At 54.2% G+C, this 25,494-nt stretch carries 26 protein-coding genes; 9 read left to right on the top strand and 17 right to left on the bottom strand.

Annotated features, from left to right (window positions below):
• Positions 1-59 precede the first annotated feature (59 nt).
• Entirely contained in the window at positions 60-659 is a 600-nt protein-coding gene (locus P8T57_RS11635) for a short chain dehydrogenase (RefSeq protein ID WP_341363177.1), read from the bottom strand.
• 125 nt (positions 660-784) lie between these two features.
• Between P8T57_RS11635 and P8T57_RS11630 the strand changes: the two genes are divergently transcribed.
• Positions 785-1,708, top strand: a complete 924-nt coding sequence (locus P8T57_RS11630; protein WP_341363176.1) for a LysR family transcriptional regulator — start codon at positions 785-787, stop codon at positions 1,706-1,708.
• On the opposite strand, the gene gluQRS is transcribed toward P8T57_RS11630, so the two are convergent.
• From gluQRS to P8T57_RS11610, 4 genes are all read right to left on the bottom strand, one after another.
• Positions 1,683-2,522, bottom strand: a complete 840-nt coding sequence (gene gluQRS, locus P8T57_RS11625) for a tRNA glutamyl-Q(34) synthetase GluQRS (RefSeq protein WP_341363175.1) — start codon at positions 2,520-2,522, stop codon at positions 1,683-1,685. The genes P8T57_RS11630 and gluQRS overlap by 26 nt on opposite strands.
• A 20-nt stretch (positions 2,523-2,542) precedes the next feature.
• On the bottom strand, positions 2,543-4,459 hold the full coding sequence (gene cobT, locus P8T57_RS11620; protein WP_037990567.1) for a cobaltochelatase subunit CobT: 1,917 nt from the start codon (positions 4,457-4,459) through the stop codon (positions 2,543-2,545).
• A 54-nt stretch (positions 4,460-4,513) separates the two neighbouring features.
• Positions 4,514-5,521, bottom strand: a complete 1,008-nt coding sequence (cobS, locus tag P8T57_RS11615; protein WP_007089037.1) for a cobaltochelatase subunit CobS — start codon at positions 5,519-5,521, stop codon at positions 4,514-4,516.
• A gap of 195 nt (positions 5,522-5,716) precedes the next feature.
• Positions 5,717-6,361, bottom strand: a complete 645-nt coding sequence (locus tag P8T57_RS11610; RefSeq protein ID WP_341363174.1) for a DnaJ domain-containing protein — start codon at positions 6,359-6,361, stop codon at positions 5,717-5,719.
• A 160-nt stretch (positions 6,362-6,521) separates the two neighbouring features.
• Here P8T57_RS11610 and P8T57_RS11605 point away from each other — a divergent pair, with 160 nt between their 5' ends.
• The 3 genes from P8T57_RS11605 (at position 6,522) to P8T57_RS11595 (ending at position 8,797) form a co-directional block, all read left to right on the top strand.
• Positions 6,522-6,812 carry a BolA family protein gene (locus tag P8T57_RS11605; protein ID WP_040060428.1) on the top strand — a complete coding sequence of 97 codons (291 nt, stop codon included), beginning with the start codon at positions 6,522-6,524 and terminating at the stop codon, positions 6,810-6,812.
• Between the two features lie 150 nt (positions 6,813-6,962).
• The gene (locus P8T57_RS11600) at positions 6,963-8,216 is read left to right on the top strand and encodes a PQQ-dependent sugar dehydrogenase (protein WP_007089040.1); all 1,254 of its coding nucleotides are present in this window, start codon (positions 6,963-6,965) and stop codon (positions 8,214-8,216) included.
• Positions 8,216-8,797 carry a c-type cytochrome gene (locus P8T57_RS11595; RefSeq protein WP_341363173.1) on the top strand — a complete coding sequence of 194 codons (582 nt, stop codon included), beginning with the start codon at positions 8,216-8,218 and terminating at the stop codon, positions 8,795-8,797. The genes P8T57_RS11600 and P8T57_RS11595 overlap by 1 nt, the downstream gene beginning before the upstream one ends.
• A gap of 8 nt (positions 8,798-8,805) precedes the next feature.
• On the opposite strand, the gene P8T57_RS11590 is transcribed toward P8T57_RS11595, so the two are convergent.
• The 7 genes from P8T57_RS11590 to P8T57_RS11560 all read right to left on the bottom strand — a co-directional run bounded on the left by P8T57_RS11590 (position 8,806) and on the right by P8T57_RS11560 (position 14,764).
• Positions 8,806-9,033, bottom strand: a complete 228-nt coding sequence (locus tag P8T57_RS11590; RefSeq protein ID WP_341363172.1) for a hypothetical protein — start codon at positions 9,031-9,033, stop codon at positions 8,806-8,808.
• Complete coding sequence (locus P8T57_RS11585) at positions 9,030-10,151, bottom strand: hypothetical protein (RefSeq protein ID WP_341363171.1); 1,122 nt, start codon at positions 10,149-10,151, stop codon at positions 9,030-9,032. The genes P8T57_RS11590 and P8T57_RS11585 overlap by 4 nt, the downstream gene beginning before the upstream one ends.
• A gap of 73 nt (positions 10,152-10,224) precedes the next feature.
• Positions 10,225-10,812, bottom strand: a complete 588-nt coding sequence (locus P8T57_RS11580; RefSeq protein WP_037990562.1) for a DUF2889 domain-containing protein — start codon at positions 10,810-10,812, stop codon at positions 10,225-10,227.
• A 129-nt stretch (positions 10,813-10,941) separates the two neighbouring features.
• Positions 10,942-11,391: a CBS domain-containing protein gene (locus tag P8T57_RS11575; protein ID WP_007089044.1), complete on the bottom strand. Its 450-nt coding sequence runs from the start codon at positions 11,389-11,391 to the stop codon at positions 10,942-10,944.
• A gap of 236 nt (positions 11,392-11,627) precedes the next feature.
• On the bottom strand, positions 11,628-12,902 hold the full coding sequence (locus tag P8T57_RS11570; RefSeq protein ID WP_007089045.1) for an HlyC/CorC family transporter: 1,275 nt from the start codon (positions 12,900-12,902) through the stop codon (positions 11,628-11,630).
• Between the two features lie 123 nt (positions 12,903-13,025).
• The gene (gene aroB / locus P8T57_RS11565; protein ID WP_341363170.1) at positions 13,026-14,165 is read right to left on the bottom strand and encodes a 3-dehydroquinate synthase; all 1,140 of its coding nucleotides are present in this window, start codon (positions 14,163-14,165) and stop codon (positions 13,026-13,028) included.
• Positions 14,162-14,764: a shikimate kinase gene (locus P8T57_RS11560; RefSeq protein WP_007089047.1), complete on the bottom strand. Its 603-nt coding sequence runs from the start codon at positions 14,762-14,764 to the stop codon at positions 14,162-14,164. Before P8T57_RS11560 ends, aroB begins: the two co-directional genes overlap by 4 nt.
• Before the next feature lie 611 nt (positions 14,765-15,375).
• Between P8T57_RS11560 and P8T57_RS11555 the strand changes: the two genes are divergently transcribed.
• From P8T57_RS11555 to P8T57_RS11540, 4 genes are all read left to right on the top strand, one after another.
• Positions 15,376-17,310, top strand: coding sequence for an antifreeze glycopeptide (locus P8T57_RS11555; RefSeq protein WP_341363169.1), 1,935 nt, complete (start codon positions 15,376-15,378; stop codon positions 17,308-17,310).
• A 12-nt stretch (positions 17,311-17,322) separates the two neighbouring features.
• Positions 17,323-18,261, top strand: coding sequence for a site-specific tyrosine recombinase XerD (gene xerD, locus P8T57_RS11550; RefSeq protein WP_341363168.1), 939 nt, complete (start codon positions 17,323-17,325; stop codon positions 18,259-18,261).
• Between the two features lie 213 nt (positions 18,262-18,474).
• A complete protein-coding gene (locus tag P8T57_RS11545; protein WP_037990557.1) occupies positions 18,475-20,319 on the top strand; it encodes a GGDEF domain-containing protein in 1,845 nt (614 codons plus the stop codon).
• 125 nt (positions 20,320-20,444) lie between these two features.
• Positions 20,445-20,786, top strand: coding sequence for a hypothetical protein (locus tag P8T57_RS11540; protein WP_341363167.1), 342 nt, complete (start codon positions 20,445-20,447; stop codon positions 20,784-20,786).
• 24 nt (positions 20,787-20,810) lie between these two features.
• On the opposite strand, the gene P8T57_RS11535 is transcribed toward P8T57_RS11540, so the two are convergent.
• Genes P8T57_RS11535 through P8T57_RS11515 form a run of 5 tightly spaced genes read right to left on the bottom strand, consistent with a single transcriptional unit; the run spans position 20,811 to position 24,341 of the window.
• The gene (locus tag P8T57_RS11535; protein ID WP_007089053.1) at positions 20,811-21,455 is read right to left on the bottom strand and encodes a GDSL-type esterase/lipase family protein; all 645 of its coding nucleotides are present in this window, start codon (positions 21,453-21,455) and stop codon (positions 20,811-20,813) included.
• A 2-nt stretch (positions 21,456-21,457) separates the two neighbouring features.
• Positions 21,458-22,768 carry a CCA tRNA nucleotidyltransferase gene (locus tag P8T57_RS11530; RefSeq protein ID WP_341363166.1) on the bottom strand — a complete coding sequence of 437 codons (1,311 nt, stop codon included), beginning with the start codon at positions 22,766-22,768 and terminating at the stop codon, positions 21,458-21,460.
• 52 nt (positions 22,769-22,820) lie between these two features.
• Positions 22,821-23,108 carry a hypothetical protein gene (locus P8T57_RS11525; RefSeq protein ID WP_007089055.1) on the bottom strand — a complete coding sequence of 96 codons (288 nt, stop codon included), beginning with the start codon at positions 23,106-23,108 and terminating at the stop codon, positions 22,821-22,823.
• A 19-nt stretch (positions 23,109-23,127) separates the two neighbouring features.
• Complete coding sequence (locus tag P8T57_RS11520; protein WP_341363165.1) at positions 23,128-23,763, bottom strand: CoA pyrophosphatase; 636 nt, start codon at positions 23,761-23,763, stop codon at positions 23,128-23,130.
• Positions 23,760-24,341, bottom strand: coding sequence for a DUF1285 domain-containing protein (locus tag P8T57_RS11515; protein ID WP_341363164.1), 582 nt, complete (start codon positions 24,339-24,341; stop codon positions 23,760-23,762). The genes P8T57_RS11520 and P8T57_RS11515 overlap by 4 nt, the downstream gene beginning before the upstream one ends.
• 115 nt (positions 24,342-24,456) lie before the next feature.
• Here P8T57_RS11515 and P8T57_RS11510 point away from each other — a divergent pair, with 115 nt between their 5' ends.
• Positions 24,457-25,494 carry a MoxR family ATPase gene (locus tag P8T57_RS11510; RefSeq protein WP_007089058.1) on the top strand — a complete coding sequence of 346 codons (1,038 nt, stop codon included), beginning with the start codon at positions 24,457-24,459 and terminating at the stop codon, positions 25,492-25,494.

Below are 25,494 nucleotides of genomic sequence, written 5' to 3'. Positions count from 1 at the left end.
CGACCAGGACCCGGTTTTACCCCGGTCGGCTTTCGATGCCAGATCGTCAGAATATACCCTCAGAATATCTCGAAGACTTGCCCGGTCTGAAGACCCTCGACCGATTTGGCATAGCCAAGGGCCGCACGTGCCGCCGGAACGGGATCATGCCCGCGGAAATACGGTGCATAGCCTTCCATGGCCTCAAGGATCACACCGGGGCTGACCGCGTTGATGCGAAGCCCCGGTTTCATTTCGATTGCAGCAGCCCGCACAAAAGACTCGATTGCGCCATTCACCATCGAGGCCGAGCTACCGTAACGGATCGGATCTTTGGACAGGATACCAGTGGTCAGCGTGAATGATGCATTGTCTGCCACGTGATCACGCCCAACCAGCACCAGATTGACCTGCCCCATCAGTTTGTCATTGATCCCGATGCGGTATTTGTCATCGTCCATTTCGGCGAAATCACCGAAATGAACCTTTCCGGTCGCAGAAATAACCGCATCGACTTTGCCAACCTTTTCAAACATCGCACGGATTGATGCGATATCCGTCAGGTCAACATTAACGTCTCCACTTGCGCGGGACGCACGGATAATGTCGTGGCGTTGGGACAACTCGGAATCAATCCCGCGCCCGACAATCCCCGATGCGCCTACCAAAAGAACTTTCATCTGATCCTCCATCCTTGGAAGTGCTTCGATGGAAGGATTGTCTCATGAGACAATTGCAAGGATAATCTGGTTATTTCCAAACATTTTGTTTAATATTCTAAACAATGAAAGATTATCTGAATGAAATGCGCAGCTTTGCGGCCGTCATGGAAAACGGTGGCTTTACCCACGCCGCCAAGGCACTTGGCGTGTCCAAGGGCCTGATCAGTCAGCATGTCAAAAGACTGGAATCAGAGCTGGGGGCGCAATTGCTGTTCCGGTCAACCCGCAAGGTAGAACCAACCGAAATCGGGATCACATTTCTGGGTTATTGCCAAAACATCACCCAAAGTGCCGCCGCCGCATTCGAAGCCGTCGAGGCTCTGCGCGGCGAACCGGTCGGCACCGTTCGCATTACGGTGCCCGTTTCCTTTGGCGAGATGTTTCTTGATGACATCATCGTCGCATTTCAAAAAGCACATCCGCGCATACAGATCGAAATGGAACTGGAAAACACCTTCCGCGCGCTGCAATCTGCCCATATCGATATCGCCATTCGCGTCGGATTAACCGACGACCCAGAACAGGTTGCCATTCCGCTGGGTCAATTGTCCGAACTGATCTGCGCAAGCCCTACCTACTGGGCAAAGCATACGAAACCCGAAACCCCCGCCGATCTGGTAAATCACAATTGCCTGCTGAATTTTCAGTACTACAAGGACGGCAACTGGGTTTTCTTTTCCGATGATGGCGCACAATCAGTTCCGGCACAGGGCAATCTGCGCCTTAACCATTATCCGCTGTTGCGCAATGCCGCGATCCGCGGATTGGGCGTTGCCCGGCTGCCCCGGTATGTTGCCCTTCCGGCAATCTTCGACGGATTGCTTGAAACGGCACTGGATGGCTATTCATCGCCGTTACGACCGATCTATCTGGTTTACCCCTATCAGGAAAACCTGCCGGTCAAAAACCGGTTGATGATTGATTTTATTCGCAGCTGGTTCGTCGAACGTCCTGACCTTCTGGAAACCAGAACGACGTCACCTAGACATATCCGCTCAGCGCAATAACCTCTTCGGCGCTCATGCCCTCGTCACGCATGGATCGCAGTGTTTTTGATTTGTCGCGCTTGGCAAACCGTTTGCCATCCGGGCCCGCAAGCAGACCATGATGATGATATTCAGGAACATCATACCCCAGCAATTCCTGTAACAGGCGATGCAGGTGGCTTGCAAAAAACAGATCCTGACCGCGGGTGACAAGGTTGATGCCCTGCAAATGATCATCATGGGTTACCGATAGATGGTAGCTTGTCGGCGTGTCCTTGCGCGCCAGAACAACATCGCCAAATATTTCCGGCGTTGCATCCTGTTTGCCAACCTTGCGGTCATACCACGATAACGGGCTGGCGACCTGTCTAAGGGCACGCACCATATCCAGACGCAGCGCATAGCTTTCCCCCGTCGCAACACGATCTGCGCGCTCGGAAGCACTCCGATTACGACAGGTCCCCGGGTAAAGCACACCATCCGGCCCATGCGGCGCATTTCCAATCCGCGCGATTTCTTCCTGAATGTCTTTTCGCGTGCAAAAGCACGGATAAAGCAGCCCGGCATCGGTCAAACGATCCAGCACCTTCTCATAATCACGGAAATGCTGTGACTGTATACGGACAGGGTTTTCCCATTGAAGCCCGAGCCAAGCAAGGTCCTCAAAGATCGCATCAACATATTCCGGGCGACAGCGGGTTTGATCTATATCTTCGATCCGCAAAAGGAAACGACCATTCGGACCGGCCTGTTTTGCGGAAAACAGGGCCGAGGCCGCATGACCAATATGCAGAAACCCGGTCGGACTGGGGGCAAAGCGGGTAATGGCTGTCATAACGGCCCTATCCCCATGACCTACCAGCGGTCACGATCACCGGTCGCCTTGTCCTTGGCGGTATCCGCAGGCACATGACGCATCGGACGTTTGGGTTGACGGCCCCCCTGTTCATCGAACAGATCGGACAATTCACGCAACATCGTCCCGCCAAGTTCTTCGGGGTCGTTGATCGTTACCGCACGCTGGTAATAGCGGGTCACATCATGTCCGATCCCGATCGCAAGCAGTTCAACTGGCGAACGGGTCTGAATCCAGTCGATGACCTCGCGCAAGTGCCGTTCAAGGTAATTTCCGGAATTCACCGACAGGGTCGAATCATCGACCGGCGCGCCGTCGGAAATCACCATCAAAATCCGGCGTTGTTCCGAGCGGCCCAGAAGGCGTTCGTGCGCCCAAAGCAGGGCTTCGCCGTCGATATTTTCCTTAAGCAATCCTTCGCGCAGCATCAGGCCAAGATTCTTGCGCGCGCGCCGCCACGGGGTATCGGCCGCTTTATAGATGATGTGTCGCAGGTCGTTGAGACGGCCCGGTTTTGGCGGCTTGCCACTTTCAACCCATTTTTCGCGCGATTGCCCGCCTTTCCACTGACGGGTAGTGAAACCAAGGATTTCGACCTTCACCCCGCACCGTTCAAGGGTACGTGCCAGAATGTCGGCAGATAGTGCGGCAATCGTAATCGGGCGCCCGCGCATGGAACCGGAATTATCGATCAGCAGCGTCACGACCGTATCCCGGAAATCTGTATCCTGTTCCTGTTTGAAGGACAGCGAGGTCGAAGGTGTTGAAACAATACGCGCCAGCTTCGCCGCATCAAGGATGCCTTCTTCAAGGTCGAAGTCCCAGCCACGATTTTGCTGCGCCATCAGGCGGCGCTGCAAGCGGTTGGCAAGGCGCGAAACGACATTCTGCAAATTCGCAAGCTGCTTATCGAGCATGGCGCGCAGACGCGAAAGCTCCAGGCCTTCGCAAAGCTCGTCGGCAGTTACGATTTCATCAAATTCACGCGTAAAGGGTTCATAGCCGCGTTCAATCGGTTCGTTCCGACCGTCAAATTCCGGCTGTTCGCCCGGTCCGGCAGGCTGTTCTTCCTGCGACATCGCTTCAAGCTGCTGGTCATCGATATCGCCTTCACCGGCTTCGGCTTCTTCGGTACCGGCATCCTGCTGCTGATCATCACCATCAGGTTCGGACTCGTCGGCCTGCCCCTGCTGGCCACCCTGACTGTCAAGTTCCTCGTCCGGGTCGGTTTCGCCTTCTTTTTCGTCCTCATCCTCGCCGTCATTTTCAGGCGGGGCTTCGTCGATATCATCTTCAAGAGACAAATGATCAAGCAGGCGGCGCAATCCCCGCGCAAACGCATCCTGATCGTCAATCAGATCGCGCAGATCGTTCAGGTCTGTACCGGCATTTTCTTCGATATGGGCACGCCACAGATCGATCAGCGGGCGGGCCGATGACGGGGCGGGTTCGCCAGTAAAAATCTCGCGCGCCAGCATCCCGATTGCATCAGCAAACGGGGCATCTTCGCGCGCCGTCAACCGATGGAAGTTTTTGGCACGGCAATCCTGTTCGGCATGTTCACGCAGGTTCTTGCGCACACCGGGGAAATAACGCGAACCAACTGCCTCGCAACGGGCCGTTTCCAGCGCGTCGTAAACGGCCTGTGCCTCGGCGGTTTCGGGCATACGGCGGGCATGAAGGGCCACATCATGGTGACGCAGTTTCAACGCCCAGCCATCGGCAACCCCGCGCAGGTCGGCAACCTCGTCCTTCGGCAGCGCCTGTTTGGGCATCGGCAGGCGCACATGTTCGCCATAGCCACCTGCCCGGCCGCCTTTGACAAAGCCGACTTCAAGATCATTGCGTCCGGCAAGCGCACGAAATGTCGCCGCTGTGCCGCGCAAAAATCCGGAAAGCGCTTCATCATTCTTCATTGCTCTACTCGCTTCTGGAATCAGGTCGCCGATTTGCTTTAACAATGGATGATCCTAACGGACCATCACATTGATGGCTTCTTCGGGAAGTTCCTCGCCAAAGCACCGCTGATAATATTCAGCAAGGATCGGGCGTTCGACCTCATCGCAACGGTTAAGGAACGTCACGCGAAACGCATAGGAAATTTCCCCGAAAATCTCGGCGTTTTCCGCAAGCGTAATAACGGTACGCGGGCTCATGACAGTCGAAATGTCGCCTGCGACAAATCCCTGGCGGGTCAGGTTGGCAAGTGCAACCATGGCCTCGATCTTCTTGCGGCCTTCGGCATTGTCGAACGACGGCACCTTGGCGGTCACGATGTTGGTTTCATCGGCAACCGACAGATAGTTAAGGGTCGCAACAATCGACCAACGGTCCATCTGGGCCTGGTTGATCTGCTGGGTCCCGTGATATAGGCCTGTGGTATCGCCAAGGCCGACCGTGTTTGACGTCGCAAACAGGCGGAAGTTCGGATGCGGATGGATGACCTTGTTCTGATCAAGCAGGGTCAGCTTGCCATCGACTTCCAGAACACGCTGGATAACGAACATCACATCGGGGCGACCGGCATCATATTCATCAAAAACCATCGCAACCGGACGTTTAAGCGCCCAGGGCAAAATGCCTTCGCGGAATTCCGTGATCTGTTTGCCATCGCGCAACACGATGGCATCTTTGCCGATCAGGTCGATACGCGAAATGTGGCTATCAAGGTTTACACGAACACAAGGCCAGTTCAGACGTGCAGCAACCTGTTCGATATGGGTCGACTTACCCGTACCGTGATACCCTTGGATCATCACGCGGCGGTTATGGGCGAAGCCCGCCAGAATGGCCAACGTGGTATCGCGATCAAACCGATAGGTCGGATCAATCATGGGAACATGTTCGCTGCCCTGGCTGAATGCCGGAACCTTCATGTCGGAATCAATCCCGAACGCTTCACGAACGGAGATTTTGATGTCTGGTGCATCCAGCGGATGTTCGGCGGCTGCACCTGTCGCTTCGTAACCTTGGCTCATAAGTACTCGCGCATTTGTCGGACCGGTGACGCGGTCTCGTTTGAAACTAGCTCATTAATAGCGGCTAAGATGCGCGTGACAAAGGGAAGATGCGCAAAAAAAATCTATCGCCGCCAATGGATCGAACAATGAAAAGGTCCGCGGCACGAATTGCAAGGCAGATTTTATCAAATTTCGCCCGATACCAGTCCCTGATTACGTGGAAACACGTGCTTCCAGATCACGGATGTATCTCATCAGCGACGAATAGGCTGCACTGATTTTCTTAAAGCGTTCTTCGGCAACCTTGTCGCCGCCATTGGCGTCGGGATGGTATTTTTTCGACAGCGCCTTGTATTTTGACTTAAGCTCGTCCTTGGAAAACGGCCAAGGAAGATCAAGCGTTGCCATGGCCTGTTGCTGTTCGAATGGCATGCCCATAGCCCCCGCGCGACGCTGGGCATCTTCGCTTTTGCGTCGGCGATCCCCCGCGGGGTCACCCCCTGGGCCATGATGGGTCGGATCACCATCTTCATTAAAGAAGCCGAAACCGTCGCTGAATTTGAAGTTGAACGGTTTCTTGGCACCGCGAATATGCCCGAACCGCCATGTCGGGCGTTGCCAATGGGTATCACGCCGGACATCGTTTTCGATGTCTTCGGCTTTCATGCCCTCGTAATAGTTCCAGGACTTGTTGTATTCCCGGACATGGTCGAGACAGAACTTATAGTACTCGCGAAGCTTGCGGTCCTTAGGCGCACGAAATTCCCCATGACCTTCACATCCCGGCCATTCACATACGGGCAGGTCTGGTTCTTCATGGTAAAGGGTTTTGCGTTTGTTGCGTTGGCCGCGGTTCATCTGCGTTTATATGTTCTGATCATCAAGCTTCGCAATATCATACGAACCGTTTTAATGCGATAAAAGGCTTGAAAAACTGCCATCGCGTGCCACAACGGTGCCAACAGTCAGATTTTCGCATTAATTCATGCGAAACACACCGAAACATGAGGCCATTGTCATGCAGGTAGCCCAACAGATTAGCGATATCCTGACCGCGGAATTCGCCCCCGAGAAACTCGAAATCATCGATGATTCGTCAAAACATGCCGGTCATTCAGGCGCCGACCCACGCGGAGAGTCGCATTTTTCCGTACTGGTCGTTTCCCAAAAATTTGATGGCGAAAACCGGGTCAATCGCCAGCGGCTGGTTTACGCAGCCCTTGATCAGCTTCTGAAAGATCGCGTTCACGCGCTGGCTTTGAAAACCATGACACCTTCCGAATATGCAGCGGCTGCGACCCAAAAATAACCAAAGCGTTTATTCCGCATCGTGAAATCAACTTAGACGACCGTTGTTTTTCGGCGCAATAATAGCCCAGAAGCCCGATGCGCAGTCTCCTGCATATGGGGCACGGGCGCCGGTCAAATCTGCGCCCGATACAAACGGGAGGACTAGGTTATGAGAACGCGCCTTATCGGGGCAAGCGTCGCCCTGTTTATGTCTGGAACGGCCTACGCACAGGCCCCCGCTCCAGACAATCTAGAAAAACTCTCCAATTTCCAGTCTACAGGCACCAGCGAGTTCACAAGAATCGAGCAAACCGGTGACTATGCTGACGGCATCAAGAAAACGCTTGAACGCATTACTCTGCCGGACGGTTTCAAGATTGCCCTTTATGCCGTTGTTCCCGATGCCCGCCATATCGCCGTTGGCCCGCAAGGGGTTGTGACATTTGTCGGCACGCGCAAGGACAAGGTCTGGTCGGTAACCGACCGCAACAAGGACCGTGTTGCCGACGAGGTCAAGGACTTCGCCCCGTCCTTGCGGTTCTCCATTCCCAACGGTCCGTGCTTCTCTCCCGATGGCATGCTCTATATCGCAGAGCAAAACAGGGTTCTGACCTTCCCCGCCGCCGAATTTTTCTATGAAAGCCCCGATGTCGCGGCATTCAATGTCGTTAAGCAGGGTGAGCTGATTCCACCGTCCGAAGAAAGCTACAATCACACCGCACGTGTTTGCAAAATCGGCCCGGATGGCAAACTTTATATCTCGCTTGGACAACCCTTTAACGTTTCCCCCAAGGACAAGCTTGATCTTTATCGCCAACACGGGATAGGCGGTATTATACGCATCAACATCGATGGAACCGGCCGTGAAGTATACACATACGGGGTCCGGAACTCCGTCGGTCATGACTTCCATCCGGAAACCGGCGAACTATGGTGGACGGACAATCAGGTTGACGGCATGGGCGATGACATTCCGCCCGGCGAAATCAATCACCAGACAGCAGCCGGTCAGCATTTCGGCCATCCCTGGTATGGCGGCGGCAACGTTCGCACAAATGAATATGCCGGTGAAGAAGTTCCCTATGATGTCGTGATGCCCGCGGTCGAAACCATTGCACATGCTGCCGACCTTGGCATGTCCTTCTACACGGGCAAGATGTTCCCGGCCAAATACAAGAATGCGATTTTCTCGGCCCAGCACGGATCGTGGAACCGCACCACGCCGGTCGGCGCGCGCGTGATGGTAACCTTTATCGACAGTGACGGCACGGCCCGCATAGAGCCCTTCGCCGAAGGCTGGATCGATGAAAACGGGGAATATCTTGGCCGCCCGGTTGATGTCGCCCAGCTGCGCGACGGGTCCCTGATTGTATCGGACGACCTTGCCGGTGCCCTGTACCGCATCTGGTACGAGGGGAAATAATGCGGATATTGCTTATCGTGATTCTCGGCGGGCTTTTGCCCGCCGGGGCTTCCTTGGCACAGGACATTGATGCCGGCCGGAAAGTTGCGGGCATATGCCGAACCTGTCACGGTCTGAACGGATTTGCCCGCATCCCGATTGCACCGCATATCGGCGGCGAACCCGCGGCATATATTGAAACCCAATTGCGCGCGTTTCGCGATGGCAGCCGGGAACATGAAATGATGACCGTGGTTGCCAGAAGTTTAACCGACCAGCAGATCGCCGACGCCGCGGCCTGGTATAACCATTTTGATGTGACTGCCACACTGCCAGCCGGGAAAAACCCCAATGATGCCCCGGAACTTTGCAGCGCCTGCCATGGTTCAAACGGGATTTCGGAAATGCCGGACGTTCCCAACCTTGCCGGTGAAACCAATATCTATCTCGAAACACAGTTAAAAGCGTTCCGAAACGGCAAGCGTAGTCATGACATCATGTCGCCAATTGCAACCGAGCTTGACGATAAAGGAATGCAGACCGCAGCAGACTGGTACAGTGCGATTACGATCAACATCACCGATCCGACCAAACCGAACTGAAACCGAAATCAGCTGTCGGGTCGCAGTGCCCCTGAAACATCAAGGCCAACCGTCATTGCCGCGATAACATCTCCGGTTTCCGGATTGATGATCGGAACCGTAACCTGCGACAGAAAGGCGCGGGTTGATCCATCAAAATAGATGTCGGCGATCTGACTTATATCCGGGTCATGGCTAATGGCGACCTCGAATTTCTGCTCATCTGATTGATCGAAATCGGTCGTCAACCGGTTCATGCCGATAACCGCGCCGTTGGTATCGAATACGAATATTTCAGCAATATTGTCGGCGTCGCTTTCCTGAAAGGCCCGCAAGATATCGGAAAGCGGATTTTCAAGGATTTCGGTTGCCTTCGGGCTGGCAATCCCGCCTTCGCTGCCCTGACGCCATTCGCGATCGATTTCGACAATCGCATCAGGCTGAATTTGTGCTCGACCCATTGCGGACCGTACCCCCCAACAAGTTCCGCATTCGCCGCCATGGCGCGGATCGCCGGTAACTGCTGACGAGTAATCAGATCACGTTCCCAATCCTCAAGCTGCATGGGTAAGGTTTCGCATGCACCCAGCGCCGTATTCAGCGACGCAATTAGCCCGGGATTAAGGCGGGTATATTCCCGCCCAATATAAACAACAAGCGGGGCATATCGTTCGAACTGGACGTTGAACTGATCTTCATGGTTGCCCATGCTGTCGCGCGCGGCCTCGAATGTCTGTTTGTCGACCAAGGCGTATTCAACGCGCCCGGCCAGGACCTGCGAAATCAGGGAGTTGATGGACGGTGCCTTGGCAATTTCCTGATACCCCTGCTCTGCCAGCCATTCTGCTTCGTTGGAGCCAAGGATGGCACCAACAGAAAGCAGACTGTCGGGTGTCGGGCTTGACGCGAAACTGCCCTGTTGTCCGGCAGCTGAAATCCAGACCCATTTTTCAAGTGCTAGCGGCAAGGTCGGCTCGGCGTATTGGTCCATGAAGGTGCTGATCCGCGCCAGAAAGAACCCGTCCGCCTGCCCATTTCGCACCATTTCCCGATTGCGCTGGCGGGGTGCAATCGCGATCCCGTACCCAACCCCGATCCGTTCAAACGCGCAATTCAATACTGCGATGGAATAGCCTCGCAAAATGCCGTTCTGCAATTGCTGATAGGGAGGCTGAAGATTGGTTTGAAGAATGAGGAATGCGTTCTCGTCCGATGAGCCGGTAGAATCCTGTGCTTGTTCCTGCCCCTGTGCGGGAAGGCCTTTGAGCGTAATCACAAACACGCATGCCATCAGGCCAAGCAGCAAAATACAGCTATAGGCCGACGCAAATCGCCGCGAAAGATTTTGTCCTGATGGCTGTGTATGGCGTCTCATGCAACACCTGACATTCACCAAACCCCGTCACCGGTGATATTGTGTGTAATAACAGCGTTACAAGACTGACCGCTTAGTCACCGGTATACATATCGGGCGCAATGCGTTTGACCGCCGCACCGTCACTTCGCCACCCGTGGCAGCTATTCACCAATGGAGATCGGCGCTTTTTCGGCGGGTTTGGCACCGTGCCATCCTTTTCCGCCTGCTTTCGGCGTTCTTCGGCCTCGCGGGCGCGGATCGGAAAGATTGTCTGAAACGCAGTCGTTGCCACCGGTCCCATCAGTTCGGTCAGATGCGTGCATCCGTGAATGCCTCCAACCCGTTCGCGAATCTGCTGTTTCAACCCCGGCCCGATCCGAAGTCCGACCAGTGCTGCGTAGTTCGGGGCAATTTCATCACAGGCATTGAACGGGGCATGATCAGTGACGGCTTCAACCGCACTTATCACCATGTCATCCCCCACAGTAATGCGCAGCCACATTTCATGGATCGGTACACCGGCGGGAATTTCGCCGCGGTCGTTATTTTCAAACCCGTATGTCTTGGTATCGGTGATATGGCCTTCGATATCCCAAAGACCGTCCTTGCGACGATATCCGGTGCAGGTAACGTTGCGGGTATGGATATGGTCACGTTCCGCAGGGCTGGATAAGGGCATGGCGTATATCTCCTTTACGTAAACGTAAAGACAGTAACTGGCACGTTGTCAACCTTCAAAAACGCAGAACGGCTGATGCGAAACCTCCGCATCAGCCGCCCAAAGCATATTTCATGGACTAAACCTGATTTACGCGACGCCGTAATCGGACCCGAAAATGAACTTTTCGCGTTCGCGCAAATCTTCTTCAAGCTGTGCCTTCACGACATTGAACAGATCGCGGATCGACACCATGCCGACGACATTTTCCCCATCAAGCACCGGAAGATGTCGGTAGCGGCGCGCACTCATCAATTCAAGGGCATTCATCGCCGTATCGCCGGGTGCGAGTGTATCGGGATTGGCCGTCATAACCTGTTTAAGGGGGGTAGAAGCCGCATCAAGACCCTTTGCGACAACCCGGTTTACAAGGTCACGCTCTGTGAAGATGCCAGCAAGCCTGGCATTGTTATCGACAATGATCACGGCACCGATCTTGCGTTCGGTCATCATATTAACGGCGTCCATGACCGAGTCTGCTGGGTTCAAGGTTGCGATCGACTGCTCTTTGACCACACCAGGTACGATTTTCGTATCCATGTTTTTCCCTCTGCGGGTTGCTGTTGCCACGTGCCCTGCCCCGATCAGATTGCTGAAAACAACGCATCAAATGCGTCCGGGGCCCTTATTTGCAATTGGCCCTGCAATCACATCGATCAAGACCTTTGTCGATCATTTTAACCGATAAGTAGATTTAAAAGAACATATTTACACCCAGGAAACAAAAAGGGCCGCCCGGTTTCCCTTGCAGCCCGTTTGTTTTGGTGCAATCAATGCTAGTTCGTATCGTCGGTTGCGACTTCGCGCACTTCACGTAATTTGATGCGGGTTATCTGATTTCGAATGCGACGCAGGACTTCGAATTCCAGTCCATGGAATCGGAACTGCTGTCCGACATCGGGAATACGGCGGGTTTCATAAAGCAACAACCCGGCAACGGTTGCGGCCTCTTCGTCGGGCAAACGCCAGCCAAAACGACGATTAAGGTCACGAATGGTCACATCACCGCGCACAATGACCGATCCATCGGTTTGCGGCTGAACACCAACAACCTCGACGTCGGTTTCATCGGCGATATCGCCAACAATTTCTTCAAGGATATCTTCAAGCGACACGACGCCTTCGAACGCCCCATATTCATCGACGACAATCGCGAAATGCTCGTGACGTTCCTTGAACGCCTTAAGCTGATCGGCAAGCGTGGTGCTATCGGGGATGAACCAGGGTTCGGAACTCAGCATGCGAACATCTTCTGCCGTTTCAGGCTTTGCCCCGCGGACGATCGCTTTCAGCGCCTCACGCGCATGCAAAACGCCAACGATGTTATCCGGATCCTTGTCATAGATCGGAATACGCGTATGCGGGCTTGCCAATACCGTATCAAGGATTTCTTCCATCGGGCGCGTGATATCAATCATCTGCACCTTGCGACGGTGCACCATGATTTCCCAGACCCCGACATCCTCAAGGTCAAGAACCCCATGCAACATCGTGCGTTCGGCATGATGATCACCAACAACGACGTCATCCGCATGCAATTCAATGGCACCGCGCAATTCACGCTCGCGGTCGGTTCCCGGGCCGTCGCCGCTGCCAAAAAGATGCAGGGTGGCACGTACCAGCACCTGAATGGTCTGGGTAACCGGCGCAAAAACAACAACCAGAATACTCATCGGCCGGGCAACGCGCAGCGCCATGCTGTCTGCATGCTGAAGCGCATAGGTCTTTGGCAGAATTTCAGAAAATATAAGCACAAGTGCCGTCATGGCCGCGGTCGCATAAACGACACCGCGTTCACCAAAAAGCTCGATCATGACAGACGTTGCCAAGGCAGATGCCAGAATGTTGACAAGGTTGTTACCCAGCAGAATGGCACCGATCAACCGCTCCTGATACTGGCGCAACCGGTTGACGATCCCTGCCCGCTGATCTCCATCCTGTTCCTTGTGATGCATGACTGGCTTTGATGCTGCTGTCAGCGCAGTCTCCGAGCCAGAAAAGAACGCCGAAAGCATCAGCAGGATAAAAATCACGACAATCGTGATTGTCATTCAGGTTCGTCTCCAATGAGTGTACGCAACAGATATTTACTTTGTGCTGTTGCGGCGTATCAGGTCAATCTCTGATCGGACAAGTCATCAAGTTCACAGTCGCTATTGCCCCGAACTTCTGCCTTAGCCGTGGCAGGAACGGGTAATGGCAGCACGCATTTTCTGAATGTCCATCGCCTTGGATGTAAAAGCCTTGCCGATACCACGCGTCATGACAAACGTGATTTCACCGTCACGAACTTTTTTATCGCGCGACATATGGCCGATCAAACGATCAATATCCCAATGCATGCCCGGAACTTCGGACGCACATACCGGCAAACCAACCGATTTCAGATGACTTGCAATCCGTTCTTTTTCGCCAGCCGGGGCCATGCCCATTGCCGCGCAAACGTCATGGGCGATGACCATCCCCATCGCAACGGCTTCGCCATGCAGAAGCTTTGCGCCGTATCCGGTTTCCGCTTCCAGCGCATGCCCAAACGTGTGGCCCAAATTCAATAGGGCACGTTTCCCGGACTCGCGTTCATCCTGAGAGACGATCCGCGCCTTGGCCGCACAACTGCGCATCACGGCTTCGCGGCGCTCCGCACCATCGTTGCTCAAAACGGCTTCGGCGTTCTGTTCAAGCCAGTCAAAGAATTCCGGATCATCAATCAGGCCGTATTTAACAACCTCGGCGTACCCGGCAAGCATTTCGCGGCGCGGCAATGTATCAAGAACCGCCGTGTCTGCCAAAACAAGGCGCGGCTGATGGAATGCACCGATAAGGTTTTTGCCCGATTTCGAATTGATGCCTGTTTTGCCACCAACCGAACTATCGACCTGTGAAAGCAGGGTTGTCGGAATTTGAACGAAATCAAGACCACGCAAAAGCGACGCTGCAACATAACCCGCAAGATCGCCAACCACCCCACCACCAAGTGCCATGATCAGGGTCGAACGTTCGATCCCCATCGCCAGAATCTGTTCGATAACATCTTCAAATACGGCAAAGCTTTTGGATTTTTCACCGGCAGGAACGATCACTTCGCGATGCGCGATACCCGCCCCGTCAAGCGATGCCAGAACCACCGGAAGATGGCGTTCCGCCAACGTCGCGTCACTGATAACGACGACACCGGCCTTTCTGACGAACGGCGCGATATGGCTTGCGGTATCTGCCAAAAGATTGCTTCCGACCAGAATATCATAGCTGCGCGCACCAAGTTCGACGCGCAAAACGTCATGATTTGCCGCAAGAGGAGACGTCTGATTGCTCACCGGATTATATTCCCGTCTTTATCAAATGAACGGCCAAGCAGGGCAATAACCCCGTCGCGCGTTTCTTCCTTGGAGGATTCGTCACAGTCAAAAATGATGTCTGCTCCGGCATAAACCGGATAGCGCGCCTCGATCAGATCGCCAAGAATCTGACGCGGATCGCCATTATTGAGCAGCGGACGATGCGTTCGCCCGCTGGTACGTTGCAGCAACAGATCAAGGTCGGCACGCAACCAGACCGAGACCGATTTTTCCAGAATAAGTTCCCGGGTTTTTTCGCGAATAAAAGCACCACCACCGGTCGCTAGCACAAGCGGCTCGCCATCCAGCAGACGCGCGATTACGCGTTCTTCACCTTCGCGAAATGCTTCTTCGCCGTATAGCTTGAAGATGTCGGCAATCGAACAGCCTGCGGCTTCCTCGATTTCACGATCAGCATCAACAAAATCCAGATCAAGTGCCTTGGCGACCATACGTCCGATGCAGCTTTTCCCGGCCCCCATCAGACCGATAAACACCAGCGGTCGGCCTTTCAGCCCTGTCCGGATATTTGCAATCACGTCATCGCGCAAACCCGACTCGGCAATATTGCTCTCCATGATCGGTTTGCAGTCCTGTCTTTAATCCGGTTATCACACAATTTACCCATTTCTTTAGGCCAGCTGCAGCCTGAACGCAAGCAAACCGCGCTGTTCACCGACAAATTCCTTCGCTACACAAGGGATCTGAGCAATTCCGGTACGCAGCGAGATTTGCGCACCCGCTGAAAACTTTTGGCCATCGCGTTAACCCTCTGTGAGGACCCGGACCCTAAACTGCCTTTATATCGCCGAATTGGAATGTCAGGGAAAAGGTTCGGGGAACGGGGTTGGAGAAATCACAGGCTGAATTCATGGCTTTAGGCCAAAGCGGTTCGGCTCTGTCTTGCATCTTTTACCGGGCCCCGCATACTGATCTTTGCGCATATAGAACCAACGCACCGAAGTCTGGATAACCATGAAGATAATTTCGCGTCTCATTTTATTGCTGATCATTGCTGTCATCGCTGGTGGCGCAACATTTTTGGTCACTTGGGATATTCCATCGCCAACGACCCAGATGGAAGAAACCATCCCGAATTCGAGGTTCAACTGACATGCGCTTGCGTTCTCGCCTGCTGATGCAATCCTGTTTCGTCACAATGATGGCAGGGACAGGAATCACCTTGCCCGTGGCTTTTGCCAACGCGCAGGCACCGGTGCCGCTGTTTTTGAAACAGGAAGCAGAACAGAACGCAAATTCGCAACCGGATGCGACCGCCCCTGCAACAGGCGGCAATTCGGGCCAAAACAGCAATTTTGGTCAGGGTACCGGTACACTACCAGATACATTCCCAAGCGACCCCGACGCGGTCCAGACGGTTACGTTGCAAGCTGTTGATGCCGAGGCCGTTGGTACACTGGGACGTGAACGTGGCGGATTTGGTGCCGATATGTGGAACGGCACAAGCCGGGAAACGGCGGCACGTCTTCTGACAGATATTCCGGCAATGCCCGCAACGCATACGGGCCGCGACCTTGCACGTCGCCTGTTGTTAAGCGTCGCGGCCGTTCCCGATGACCACAAGGAAATCAGCATGCTTGAAACGCGTGCTGCCAAGCTGATCAATATGGGTGAACTGGACGGTGCGATTGATCTGGTCCGCGCCACACCACAAGGGGCACGGGGCTCGCTGCTGGCACAGGCAGAAGTCAATGCTTTGATGATTGCTGGAAAACTTGATGATGCCTGTGCGGCAATCGATGGTTACAGCAACAACTTCGACGATATTTTCTGGCTCAAAGCCGCTGTCATGTGCGCGCTTCATGCCAATGACCGGACATCGGCATCGTTTTCGACAGATCTGGTCCGCGAAATGGAAGGCGAAACCGACAAAACCTTCTTTGGTCTGGTATCAGCCATCCGAAATGGATCGGCCCCGTCGCAAGACATTCTGAACTCGCTGAACACGTTGCGCCCGATCGATATTGCGCTTCTTGAAATCGCCAAGCAAAGCATTCCGACCAATCAGCTTGAAACCAGTAATGCCGCCGCCATTCTGGGCATGATCAATGCGCGTGCAACGTCGACCGATGTGCGCCTTGAAGCCGCCCGCAAGGCTGAAAAACTTGGCCTGATCGAAGCCGCGCAGTTGCGCAAGATTTATAGCGACGTCTCTTTTGACGCAGATGCGATAACCAATGCGCTTGACGATGCCCCCGAAGGGGTGCAGGCCCGCCAATATGCCAAACTGTATCAGGCGGCCACCAAAAGTGATGTTGCAGCAGTCCGTGCGGAAATCCTTGCTGCGCTTTATGAATCTGCAATCATCAATGGTGATTTCGTTCAGGTATCACGCCTGACGTCCGATCTGCTGACCGATATCCCGGTGAATAGTGATTTTTCGTGGTTTGCGATTGATGCGCTAAAATCCTCGATTGCGGCAAACAATATGGAACGTGCGTCCGGTTGGCTGCAAACCGCCAAAAACAGTTCCAATCCGGGCAACGATATCGAATCCCGTCTGATCCTTCTTTATCCGGTTCTGGCACTTGCCGGACTTGAAGATACCGGAACACCAACCGCCACCGAAATGGCCGACGGGTCGAATGGCAGTGTCACGGTTAATCTGCCCGACGATGGGGCAACAACGCCTGTCCGTTATGGACTGGGCGGTGCTGTAACTCTTACGCCACCTGCCAAAACTTCTGCACCGATGAACGACGCACAGGCCAAACACCGCGCCCGTATGACCGAATGGCAGGAAATGGACGCCGCCCGCGGCGATCAGATTCAGGCAAAACGTGATTCAGAACTGATCTTTAGCCTGTTTGACGGCTTTGGCATTGAAGTCCCGATTGCACTTTGGGATGCGCTTTTGACCGCGCCCTATCTTGATGAACGCCAAACCGTAAGCACGGCAGTCAACCATCATCTGGAAACCGCAGCAATGAATATGCAGCGCGGCAAAACCGTCGCCCTTGCCATTCATGCGCAGCAGGTTGCAGGGGTTCCCAACGGTGATCCGAAGGATCTTTCGGACGCGGTTGCCGCACTCAACCATATCGGGCTTAACCGCGAGGCGCGCCGTCTTGCCGTCGAAATCCTGATGGCTCGAAGCCAATAACGGACAGATATCGTGGCACAGCCGCTTAATAGCAATCTTGTCGCGGCCTTTCTGGAAATGATGGCAGCAGAACGTGGGGCAAGCATTCATACGCTCGACGCGTATCGCCGTGATCTGGAAGATTATGTTGCAAGCCTGAAAACGCAAAAATCGGATCTGATCGGTGCGCAGGACATCCATGTCCGGAAATATATGGCATCGCTTGGCGATGCCGGTTTGGCGCCGCGAACCCAGGCCCGTCGGCTGTCCGCCGTCCGGCAGTTCCACAAATTCCTTTATGCCGATGGATATCGCAATGACGATCCATCTGCCCATATCGACAGCCCCAGGCAGGGCAATACATTGCCAAAATTCCTGACCATTGATGAAATTGATCGACTGATTGTCACCGCCACCAATCATGACGGCATCAAGGGCAAACGCCTTCTGGCGATGGTAGAACTGATGTATGCCACCGGCATGCGCGTCTCCGAACTGGTTGAACTGCCTTTTGCCGCTGCGGCGCGTGACCCGCAAATGCTGATCGTTCGGGGCAAGGGAAACAAGGAGCGGCTCGTTCCGCTGTCCGATCCTGCCCGTGATGCCTTAAGGGATTATCTTGAAGTCCGGGCATCGTTTATTCCGGTCACCAAGGCAAACCAGCCCGGCCAATCACCCTATCTGTTTCCGTCGCGCGGCAAATCGGGTCATCTGACGCGCCAGATGTTCCTCAATATGGTCAAGGACCTTGCCGCCGAAGCCGGAATTGCCCCGTCACGGGTTTCCCCGCACGTCTTGCGTCATTCCTTTGCCAGCCACCTTCTGGCAAACGGGGCCGATTTGCGCAGCCTGCAACAGATGCTGGGCCATTCGGATATTTCAACGACACAAATCTATACCCACGTCCTCGAATCGCGTTTACGCGGCCTTGTGCAGGAACACCATCCACTTGTTCAACTGCAACGTGGCTGACTTCTCCCGCCGGAATCACAAAATTTGTCTAGCTCTCTGTATAAGAAACCTCGACCAAATGCTGTGAAAAGTGTCGGTTTTCTGCGGATGTCATATATTCGTAACTGTACTGTCATCAGGTTGTTGCCGATCCTGCGTTAGGAGCTTTGCATGTACCGTGATGCTCCTGCCGTTCAGAGGATTCAGTAAATTTTTCAAGATCGGGGAATAGCCTTGGCATTTGATGCGGAGGATGAACTGACCGCGGACAGAGCTGCCGGCTCGGCACTCCGCCTTCGGAACTGGAAGCAGATCGTCGAAAAAGTCGACTTTGCCTTTCAACCGATCGTCAACCCGCATACCGGGCACATATTTGGCTACGAAGCGCTTTTGCGTCGCTGGGAAGACAGCGGCTTTGAGTCGATCCAGTCCCTTTTCGATACGGCGTGGGAAACCGGCAATCTGCACGGCGTTGACATGATGTTGCGCGAAAAGGCGATTGCAAAGTTTGCCCGCCTGCCCGAAGCACGCCGATTGAAACTGTTTTACAATTTTGACAGTCGTGTTGTCCGTACCCCGGATTATCAGCCGGGCCGCACCGCCGAATTGCTGCGTAAAGCCGGTCTTGAACGCGACACCATCTTTCTTGAAATTTCAGAACGTCACGACATCAGCAACGCCCAATACCTTCAGGATATTCTGACGCGATATCGCAGTCAGGGTTTCAAAGTTGCGATCGACGACTATGGCAGCGGCTTTGCCCAGCTTCGCGCGCTTTACGAATGTGAACCAGACATCATCAAGATTGACCGGTTCTTTATCGACGGGATTGATCGCGACCGGCGCAAGGAACTGTTTGTATCCCAAATCACGGCTTTCGCGCATATGATTGCCGCACAGGTCGTGGCCGAAGGCGTTGAAACCCGCGAAGAGTTTTTGTGCTGTCGACGGATCGGATGCGATCTGGTGCAGGGATTTTTCATTGCACGGCCATCGGTCGACCTGCCGGAGCGCACAGATATCGTCCCTGCCATTTCCGGGGTTGCGATAGAAAACCGGCGCGGGGTAGAACGCGACGGCGATGTTTTGCGGTCCTACTTGCTCGAGACGCCACCGATAGAAAACAACATCAATCCGGTGGAAATCCTGTCCTATTTCCAGAAAAATACCGACATCGCCATTGCACCGGTTATCAATAGGCAGGGCGAACCGCTTGGCGTGATCCGGGATTCGGATTTCAAGGCTTTCATATACACGCCATTTGGTCGCGAGCTTTTGCAAAACCCGGCCAACCGCACAAATATCAGCCGTTTTTTGCGCCGCTGCCCGATTGCCGATATCAATACCAGTCTGTCAGAACTGCTTGAAACCTTTGTCGCGGCAAACTCGCTTGATGGTGTGATCCTGACTGAAAAGGGGGTTTACCTTGGCGTGCTTGATCAAAGTGCGCTGCTGCGCGCGGTTAATGAACGCAATACGCTAAATGCACGCGATGAAAATCCGCTGACCCGTCTTCCGGGAAACAGTGCGATTTATCGCTATGCTGCCAACGCACTTGCCAAACCGCGCCGCCGTCGCTTTGCCGTTTACTTTGATTTTGACAATTTCAAACCCTTCAACGACCTTTACGGTTTCCGGCAAGGGGATCGCGCGATACTGCTTTTCAAGGATATATTGGGCAAAGCGCTAAGCCAGAATGACTGGTTTGTTGGTCACATCGGCGGCGATGATTTCTTTGCCTATGTCCAGTCAATTGACTTCGAGGATGCCGTAAGTGCGGTTCAACGTGCCCAATCCATGTTCGATGAACAGATCAAAAGCTTCTATGACGCCCAAACCCGCGATCAGGGTTACCTGATCGGCAAGGGGCGCAACGGTGAAAGCAGCGAATTTCCTTTGATGACGGTTAGTGCTGCATTGGTACGTATCCCGCCGGAACGCACAGACATTACGCTTGACCATATCTCGATCGAGGCCGCGAAACTCAAAACGATTGCCAAAAATAGCGTGACCCGCTTTGCCGCGGGCCATTATGACGCGCCGGACAATATCGCGCCGATGATACAGGAACCCGGATAACAGGTGATACGCGTTATCGTTGCAAATAACGCTTTTCTTTAAAATCACTGACGCTAAAATCCGGAAAATACAGCACACCTGTTTTGCTGCCCGTCATAACAAATGTAGCGAGCCGTCCTGCCATCATGGTCAGCGTTACCAGCACTTCTGAAATTCTGCCGCCGATTCCGGTCCGCCCGGCAAGTCCGGTATCGCCACGTGCATCCCAGACGCAGCAGGAACAGAAGCAATCCGTCGAGCAGGTCGCAAACTCGATCCAGCTTTCTGACGAAGAAATCGAACGCGTTCAGCGTGCTGCGGAAACGGTACGCAATGAACGCCGGTTTCAGGATAGCCAGACTGCCCTGACACTTGAAAATAATCAGACCGATGATGCCGCCAACAGCTACGGGGCCAATGGGAAGTCCAGTCACACCTTCGCCAGCGGTACCAACAACCGTGGCAATCTTGTTGATTTCTACGTCTAACCTGACAGCAACGATAACCCGGCCTTAAAGCCCAAGGGTACGTTTCCACCCATCCCAGTTCCAGATCAGTTCGGCAATCCGGTCATAACCGGCCCGGTCCGGGTGATAGCCATCCCCACGACGAAGCGCGCGCTGCCAATCCTGATCGGCAAGCGTGGTTGCATGCAGATCAAGATAAGGCACGTCAAACCCCCGCGCCGTTTCGGCATATATCTGGTTTAGCCCTTCAAGGCGTTCGTTGATTTCCTTACTGGACTTGCCGCCGTCAATGACTGCCTGCGGTCCGATCCACAAGGTCGGTGCCAATTTGGATGCCTCGCCTATGATCTCTGCTGCATTTGCCGCCGATTTGGCGGGGGAAACCCGCATGGTGGTTTCCTCGCCACGGTCTTCGGCATGGTTGGCATCATTCACACCAAAACTGAACATCAAAACCGTCGGGAATTCCGGCACCATGCGAAGTTCAGCCTCAAACTTCCAACGGGCTTTCAAGCCCTCGCTGGTTTCGGCACGAATGCCCAGATTATAGATCGTCGTTTCGCGCTTGGCCTCGTCCAGCAACCGGCGGCCTAGCCGTATTGGCCAACCGCCTTTATCCCCGTCGCGCACACCATTGACCAGACTGTCCCCAAAACAGCAAATGCGATGACCTGTAACGCCTTCGGCCATGATTACTCCTGCAACTTTGCGGCATTCTGCGCCGCCAAATAATTCATCAGTTCCTCGCGACCGGGCGCAAAGGCATTTGCAATCCAGTATTCTTCCGCCATCTTCAATAACCAGCCCATTGTCGGCCCGGCGGTCACAAGACCCGCTGCGAGAAGATCCCGCCCCTGAATTGGCATTTTAACATCGACCCAGTCTGTTGCCGCCTGCAACAAAGCTTGCCAATCGCGGTTTTCGGCACTGCTGGCCCGTGGCGGGATCGCCGCACGCGCCGCCCAGGCAATCAAAACCGCATCGCGAAAGGCATCCGGCCCGATGCGATAAAGATCACGCCGGATCGTATCCTCGGACAAATCGGCACTGATAAGATTGGCATTGGAAATCATTGCCGCGAAACGGTCGGCTTCGTCGTTGGACAATCGCAATGCCCTGCCAAATTCGGTTGCCGCCTGCAAATCGTCATCGGCATTTTCCGGCGCACAGTACAAGGCCGCCAGACGACGCAATGGATCGGGCTTGATTGCAGAATCGGCAAGAGCCGTACTATCAAGCCATTCCATCATGCGAAGTCGCGGTGTATCTGCCAAATCCGGCAAGATAACCGGCAACACATTAAAGCCGATCATTTCTTTAATCGTGGCAGCCGGGCTGCGTGAACGCAGTAATTTAAACATCTCATCGCGAATGCGTTCGGGTGAAATATCCCGAAGCCCTTGCGCCCCCTTGCGGCATGCTTCCGCACCAATCGGGTCAAGTGGTGGTCGACCAAACCATGCCTGAAACCGGAAAAATCGCAGAATACGAAGGTAGTCTTCTTCAATCCGGTCTTCGGCAATACCGATGAAACGTACCCGGCCTTCGCGCAAATCCGTTTCACCGTCAAACGGATCATAGATCGTCCCGTCCAGATCGCAATAAAGCGCATTGAATGTAAAATCACGACGTCTGGCATCGCCAAGCCAGCTATCAGTAAAGGCAACTTCTGCATGACGGCCATCGGTCGTGACATCAATGCGCAGCGTCGTGATTTCATAGGCCGATGCATCGGTAATCGCCGTCACCGTGCCGTGTTTAAGCCCAGTGGGGATAACTTTGAGCCCCGCCTTTTCAAGGGCAATAACGGTCTCTTCCGGCTTCAGGTCGCACGCGATATCCACATCGATCAGATCACGTTTCAAAAGCGCATCGCGTACGATCCCGCCAACAAAGCGGGCCGTGCCACCATGTGCTGCAATCGCATCAAATACACGTGCTGTGTCGGGATGCGTCATCACCCCGTAGGGCTGCAGATGCCCGGTTGCTGTCAGTTCGGTCATCGGTAAATCTTTGCTGGCCTGAAACCTTGCAGGCGGATGTCTTTTTTCCGGGTTATTCCTTGGGTTCGAAAAATCCTGGCTGAACGACACCATCCTTTAATACCGGCGGATGATAAATGGAGTCAGGTGATGCACCAGTCCCGAGTGCCGTTACAATCAGGATTGCCGCCGCCAGCGCCACACCAATACCAAGCAGCAAAAGCCACGGCCCTTTGTCCCAGGGCGGAATAACATCATGCCCTTCTCGAATCGCCTTTGCACGTGCCCATTTAAGCCAAAGACCGTAAACAAGAAACGGCAGGATTACGGGAATGGCAATCTGAATAATCTGTCGCAGCATTACCGATAGTCTCCAATCATTACCGTTCAGTACTCGCCTTAAGAACCTCGCTGAAATTCACCAGCATTCCGGCCGTTGCCCCCCAGATGTAATATTCCTGATACGGGATGGCAAAATAGCGGCGCTTTGCCCCTTCGAAGGTCACGGTCTGAAGTTTCTGGTTCTGCGGTTCAACAATGAATTCCAACGGTACTTCAAATACTTCTGCCACTTCATGTGCATCGGGTGCAAGGTCGAAAGGCGGTGTGATCAGCCCAACAACCGGCGTCACCCGATATCCGGTTACAGTGTAATAATCGTCCAGACGACCCACCAACTCGATGTGTGCGCGCGACAGCCCAATTTCTTCCTCGGTCTCTCGCAGGGCGGTTTCCTCAAGCGTATTGTCATGGTCTTCCTGACGACCACCGGGAAAACTGATCTGACCGGCATGATCGCTCAGATGATCGGTGCGGCGCGTCAAAATCACATGCAGGCCTTCGTCGCGACGCACAAGCGGCACAAGAACGGCTGCCGGACGCGCAATCAGTTCCCCCTCGGCAAAGTCGCGCGCGCGTGATTCTGATCCCGGATAGTCAACCGCATGGTCCCCTCGCCGTTGAAGAATATCATCACGCGGCGCATTCAGTGCGGCAATGATCTGGGCCGGTGTCATTCGCCAGCCTCCAGCGTTCCGATCTCGAAGAACTGATTGTGACTGTAAACACCAATACGCATTTTGCCGGTCTCCGGTTCTTTAAGCTCGTCGGCCATATCGACCAGCTGATAAAATACAGCCCGGTTCAGTCGGGCCTCAAGACCGTGATCAAGCTTCACATAGGGCGACGGTTGACCGGTTTCGGGATCGTGTTCAACCCTTAAACCATGATTTTCATCAAGCTCGACCCACTGATCAATATTGGTTCGAAAACGGATGACAGATGCCGTACTCTCGCCGGTTTTTTCCAGCTCGACCGCAATGAAAGCAACATCTTCGACCTCAATCCGCGCCATTTCGGCCGGGGTCACCAGCCAGTGCCCGCCTTCCTCGTCGCGTTGCAGGACAGATGCGAAAAGTTTGACAAGTTCGATACGGCCAATCGGCCCACCTTGATAGAACCAGGTTCCATCACGACCTATAGACATGGGAATGTCGCCACAGATCTGTGGATGGCGTCCGCCTGCCGGTTTTCCGGCGCGAAGGCGGGTCCAGAGCTTTTCGGCAAGATCGACGGTTTTTTCGTTACTGCTCATGCTATACACTTAGGTCCGAAACCAAAAGATTGCGCGCTTTTATAACGCTGATACCATCCTTATTGGGTAGCCGGCTTCGATTACCGGCACAACAGAGGAAGCAAAGTTTCCTGTCATGACAAACGCGCCACGTTTTCCCGAAGAAATGGGTCTTTCACAAGACAGCAGTCTTGAACGCGACGCAGGGCGGCTTGACGCCTGTGTTGGCCGGTTGGACGAAGCCCGCAAGATGGTTTCATCTGTTATATTTGGGCAGAATGAAGCCATAGAGCAAACACTTATCGGCATTTTATCCGGCGGACATGTCCTGATGGTCGGTGCGCCCGGACTTGGCAAGTCATTACTGGCCCATACATTGGGAAAAGTCCTTGGCCTGCTTGATAAGCGTATCCAGTTCACACCCGACCTGATGCCAGCCGATATCCTTGGCTCCGAAGTTCTGGAAGAAGGCGCGGACGGCAAACGTGCATTTCGTTTCATCAAAGGCCCGGTTTTCTGCCAGTTGCTTCTGGCCGATGAAATCAACCGCGCCAGCCCGCGCACCCAGTCCGCCCTGTTGCAGGCCATGCAGGAACGCGAAGTATCCGTCGCCGGTTACAGCCACAAGCTTCCGGAACCGTTCCACGTTCTGGCAACCCAGAACCCGCTGGAACAGGAAGGCACCTATCCCCTACCCGAGGCACAGCTTGATCGTTTCCTTCTGGAAGTCCGGCTGGGCTATCCCGATCAAGATGAAGAACGACGCATCGTAACCGAAACCACTGGCCGCTATCCTGTGCGCCCACGGCAGGTGCTTCAGGCCGACGATCTGGCCGAAGCACAGGATTTCGTCCGGCGTCTGCCAATGCCCGACCGGGTGCTGGATACCATCATTGCACTTTGCCGCGAATGCCGACCGGAAAGCACGCATATGGCCGATATCCGCGATAATGTTGCCTGGGGCCCCGGCACGCGTGCGGCACAGGCCCTGTCGCTTGCCTGTCGTGCCCGTGCCATGCTGTTTGGCCGCTTCGCCCCCTCGATCGAAGATATCGAAGCCCTTGCCGTTCCGGTGCTTCGCCATCGTTTCGGCTTGACCTATGGGGCACGTGCCGAGGGTTTCACCGCCAGAGGCCTGATCACCAACGCGTTGGAATATCTGCAGGAGAAATAA

It is taken from the genome of Thalassospira sp. SN3W (genome assembly GCF_038070535.1).
GTDB classification, from domain to species: Bacteria; Pseudomonadota; Alphaproteobacteria; order Rhodospirillales; family Thalassospiraceae; genus Thalassospira; species Thalassospira xiamenensis.
The sequence above is the reverse complement of the archived record's forward strand: the minus strand, read 5'-3'. Positions and strand labels throughout refer to the sequence as shown.

Coding starts and splice junctions, on each gene's coding strand:
- P8T57_RS11540 (WP_341363167.1), top strand. CDS start 20,445: ATGGTCAGCGTTACCAGCACTTCTGAAATTCTGCCGCCGATTCCGGTC.
- cobT (WP_037990567.1), bottom strand. CDS start 4,459: ATGAAGAATGATGAAGCGCTTTCCGGATTTTTGCGCGGCACAGCGGCG.
- P8T57_RS11585 (WP_341363171.1), bottom strand. CDS start 10,151: ATGAGACGCCATACACAGCCATCAGGACAAAATCTTTCGCGGCGATTT.
- P8T57_RS11535 (WP_007089053.1), bottom strand. CDS start 21,455: ATGGCCGAAGGCGTTACAGGTCATCGCATTTGCTGTTTTGGGGACAGT.
- P8T57_RS11630 (WP_341363176.1), top strand. CDS start 785: ATGCGCAGCTTTGCGGCCGTCATGGAAAACGGTGGCTTTACCCACGCC.
- P8T57_RS11510 (WP_007089058.1), top strand. CDS start 24,457: ATGACAAACGCGCCACGTTTTCCCGAAGAAATGGGTCTTTCACAAGAC.
- P8T57_RS11635 (WP_341363177.1), bottom strand. CDS start 659: ATGAAAGTTCTTTTGGTAGGCGCATCGGGGATTGTCGGGCGCGGGATT.
- P8T57_RS11600 (WP_007089040.1), top strand. CDS start 6,963: ATGAGAACGCGCCTTATCGGGGCAAGCGTCGCCCTGTTTATGTCTGGA.
- P8T57_RS11530 (WP_341363166.1), bottom strand. CDS start 22,768: ATGACCGAACTGACAGCAACCGGGCATCTGCAGCCCTACGGGGTGATG.
- P8T57_RS11575 (WP_007089044.1), bottom strand. CDS start 11,391: ATGGATACGAAAATCGTACCTGGTGTGGTCAAAGAGCAGTCGATCGCA.
- P8T57_RS11580 (WP_037990562.1), bottom strand. CDS start 10,812: ATGCCCTTATCCAGCCCTGCGGAACGTGACCATATCCATACCCGCAAC.
- P8T57_RS11560 (WP_007089047.1), bottom strand. CDS start 14,764: ATGGAGAGCAATATTGCCGAGTCGGGTTTGCGCGATGACGTGATTGCA.
- cobS (WP_007089037.1), bottom strand. CDS start 5,521: ATGAGCCAAGGTTACGAAGCGACAGGTGCAGCCGCCGAACATCCGCTG.
- P8T57_RS11520 (WP_341363165.1), bottom strand. CDS start 23,763: ATGACACCGGCCCAGATCATTGCCGCACTGAATGCGCCGCGTGATGAT.
- gluQRS (WP_341363175.1), bottom strand. CDS start 2,522: ATGACAGCCATTACCCGCTTTGCCCCCAGTCCGACCGGGTTTCTGCAT.
- P8T57_RS11570 (WP_007089045.1), bottom strand. CDS start 12,902: ATGACAATCACGATTGTCGTGATTTTTATCCTGCTGATGCTTTCGGCG.
- P8T57_RS11610 (WP_341363174.1), bottom strand. CDS start 6,361: ATGAACCGCGGCCAACGCAACAAACGCAAAACCCTTTACCATGAAGAA.
- P8T57_RS11595 (WP_341363173.1), top strand. CDS start 8,216: ATGCGGATATTGCTTATCGTGATTCTCGGCGGGCTTTTGCCCGCCGGG.
- P8T57_RS11525 (WP_007089055.1), bottom strand. CDS start 23,108: ATGCTGCGACAGATTATTCAGATTGCCATTCCCGTAATCCTGCCGTTT.
- P8T57_RS11605 (WP_040060428.1), top strand. CDS start 6,522: ATGCAGGTAGCCCAACAGATTAGCGATATCCTGACCGCGGAATTCGCC.
- P8T57_RS11515 (WP_341363164.1), bottom strand. CDS start 24,341: ATGAGCAGTAACGAAAAAACCGTCGATCTTGCCGAAAAGCTCTGGACC.
- P8T57_RS11590 (WP_341363172.1), bottom strand. CDS start 9,033: ATGAACCGGTTGACGACCGATTTCGATCAATCAGATGAGCAGAAATTC.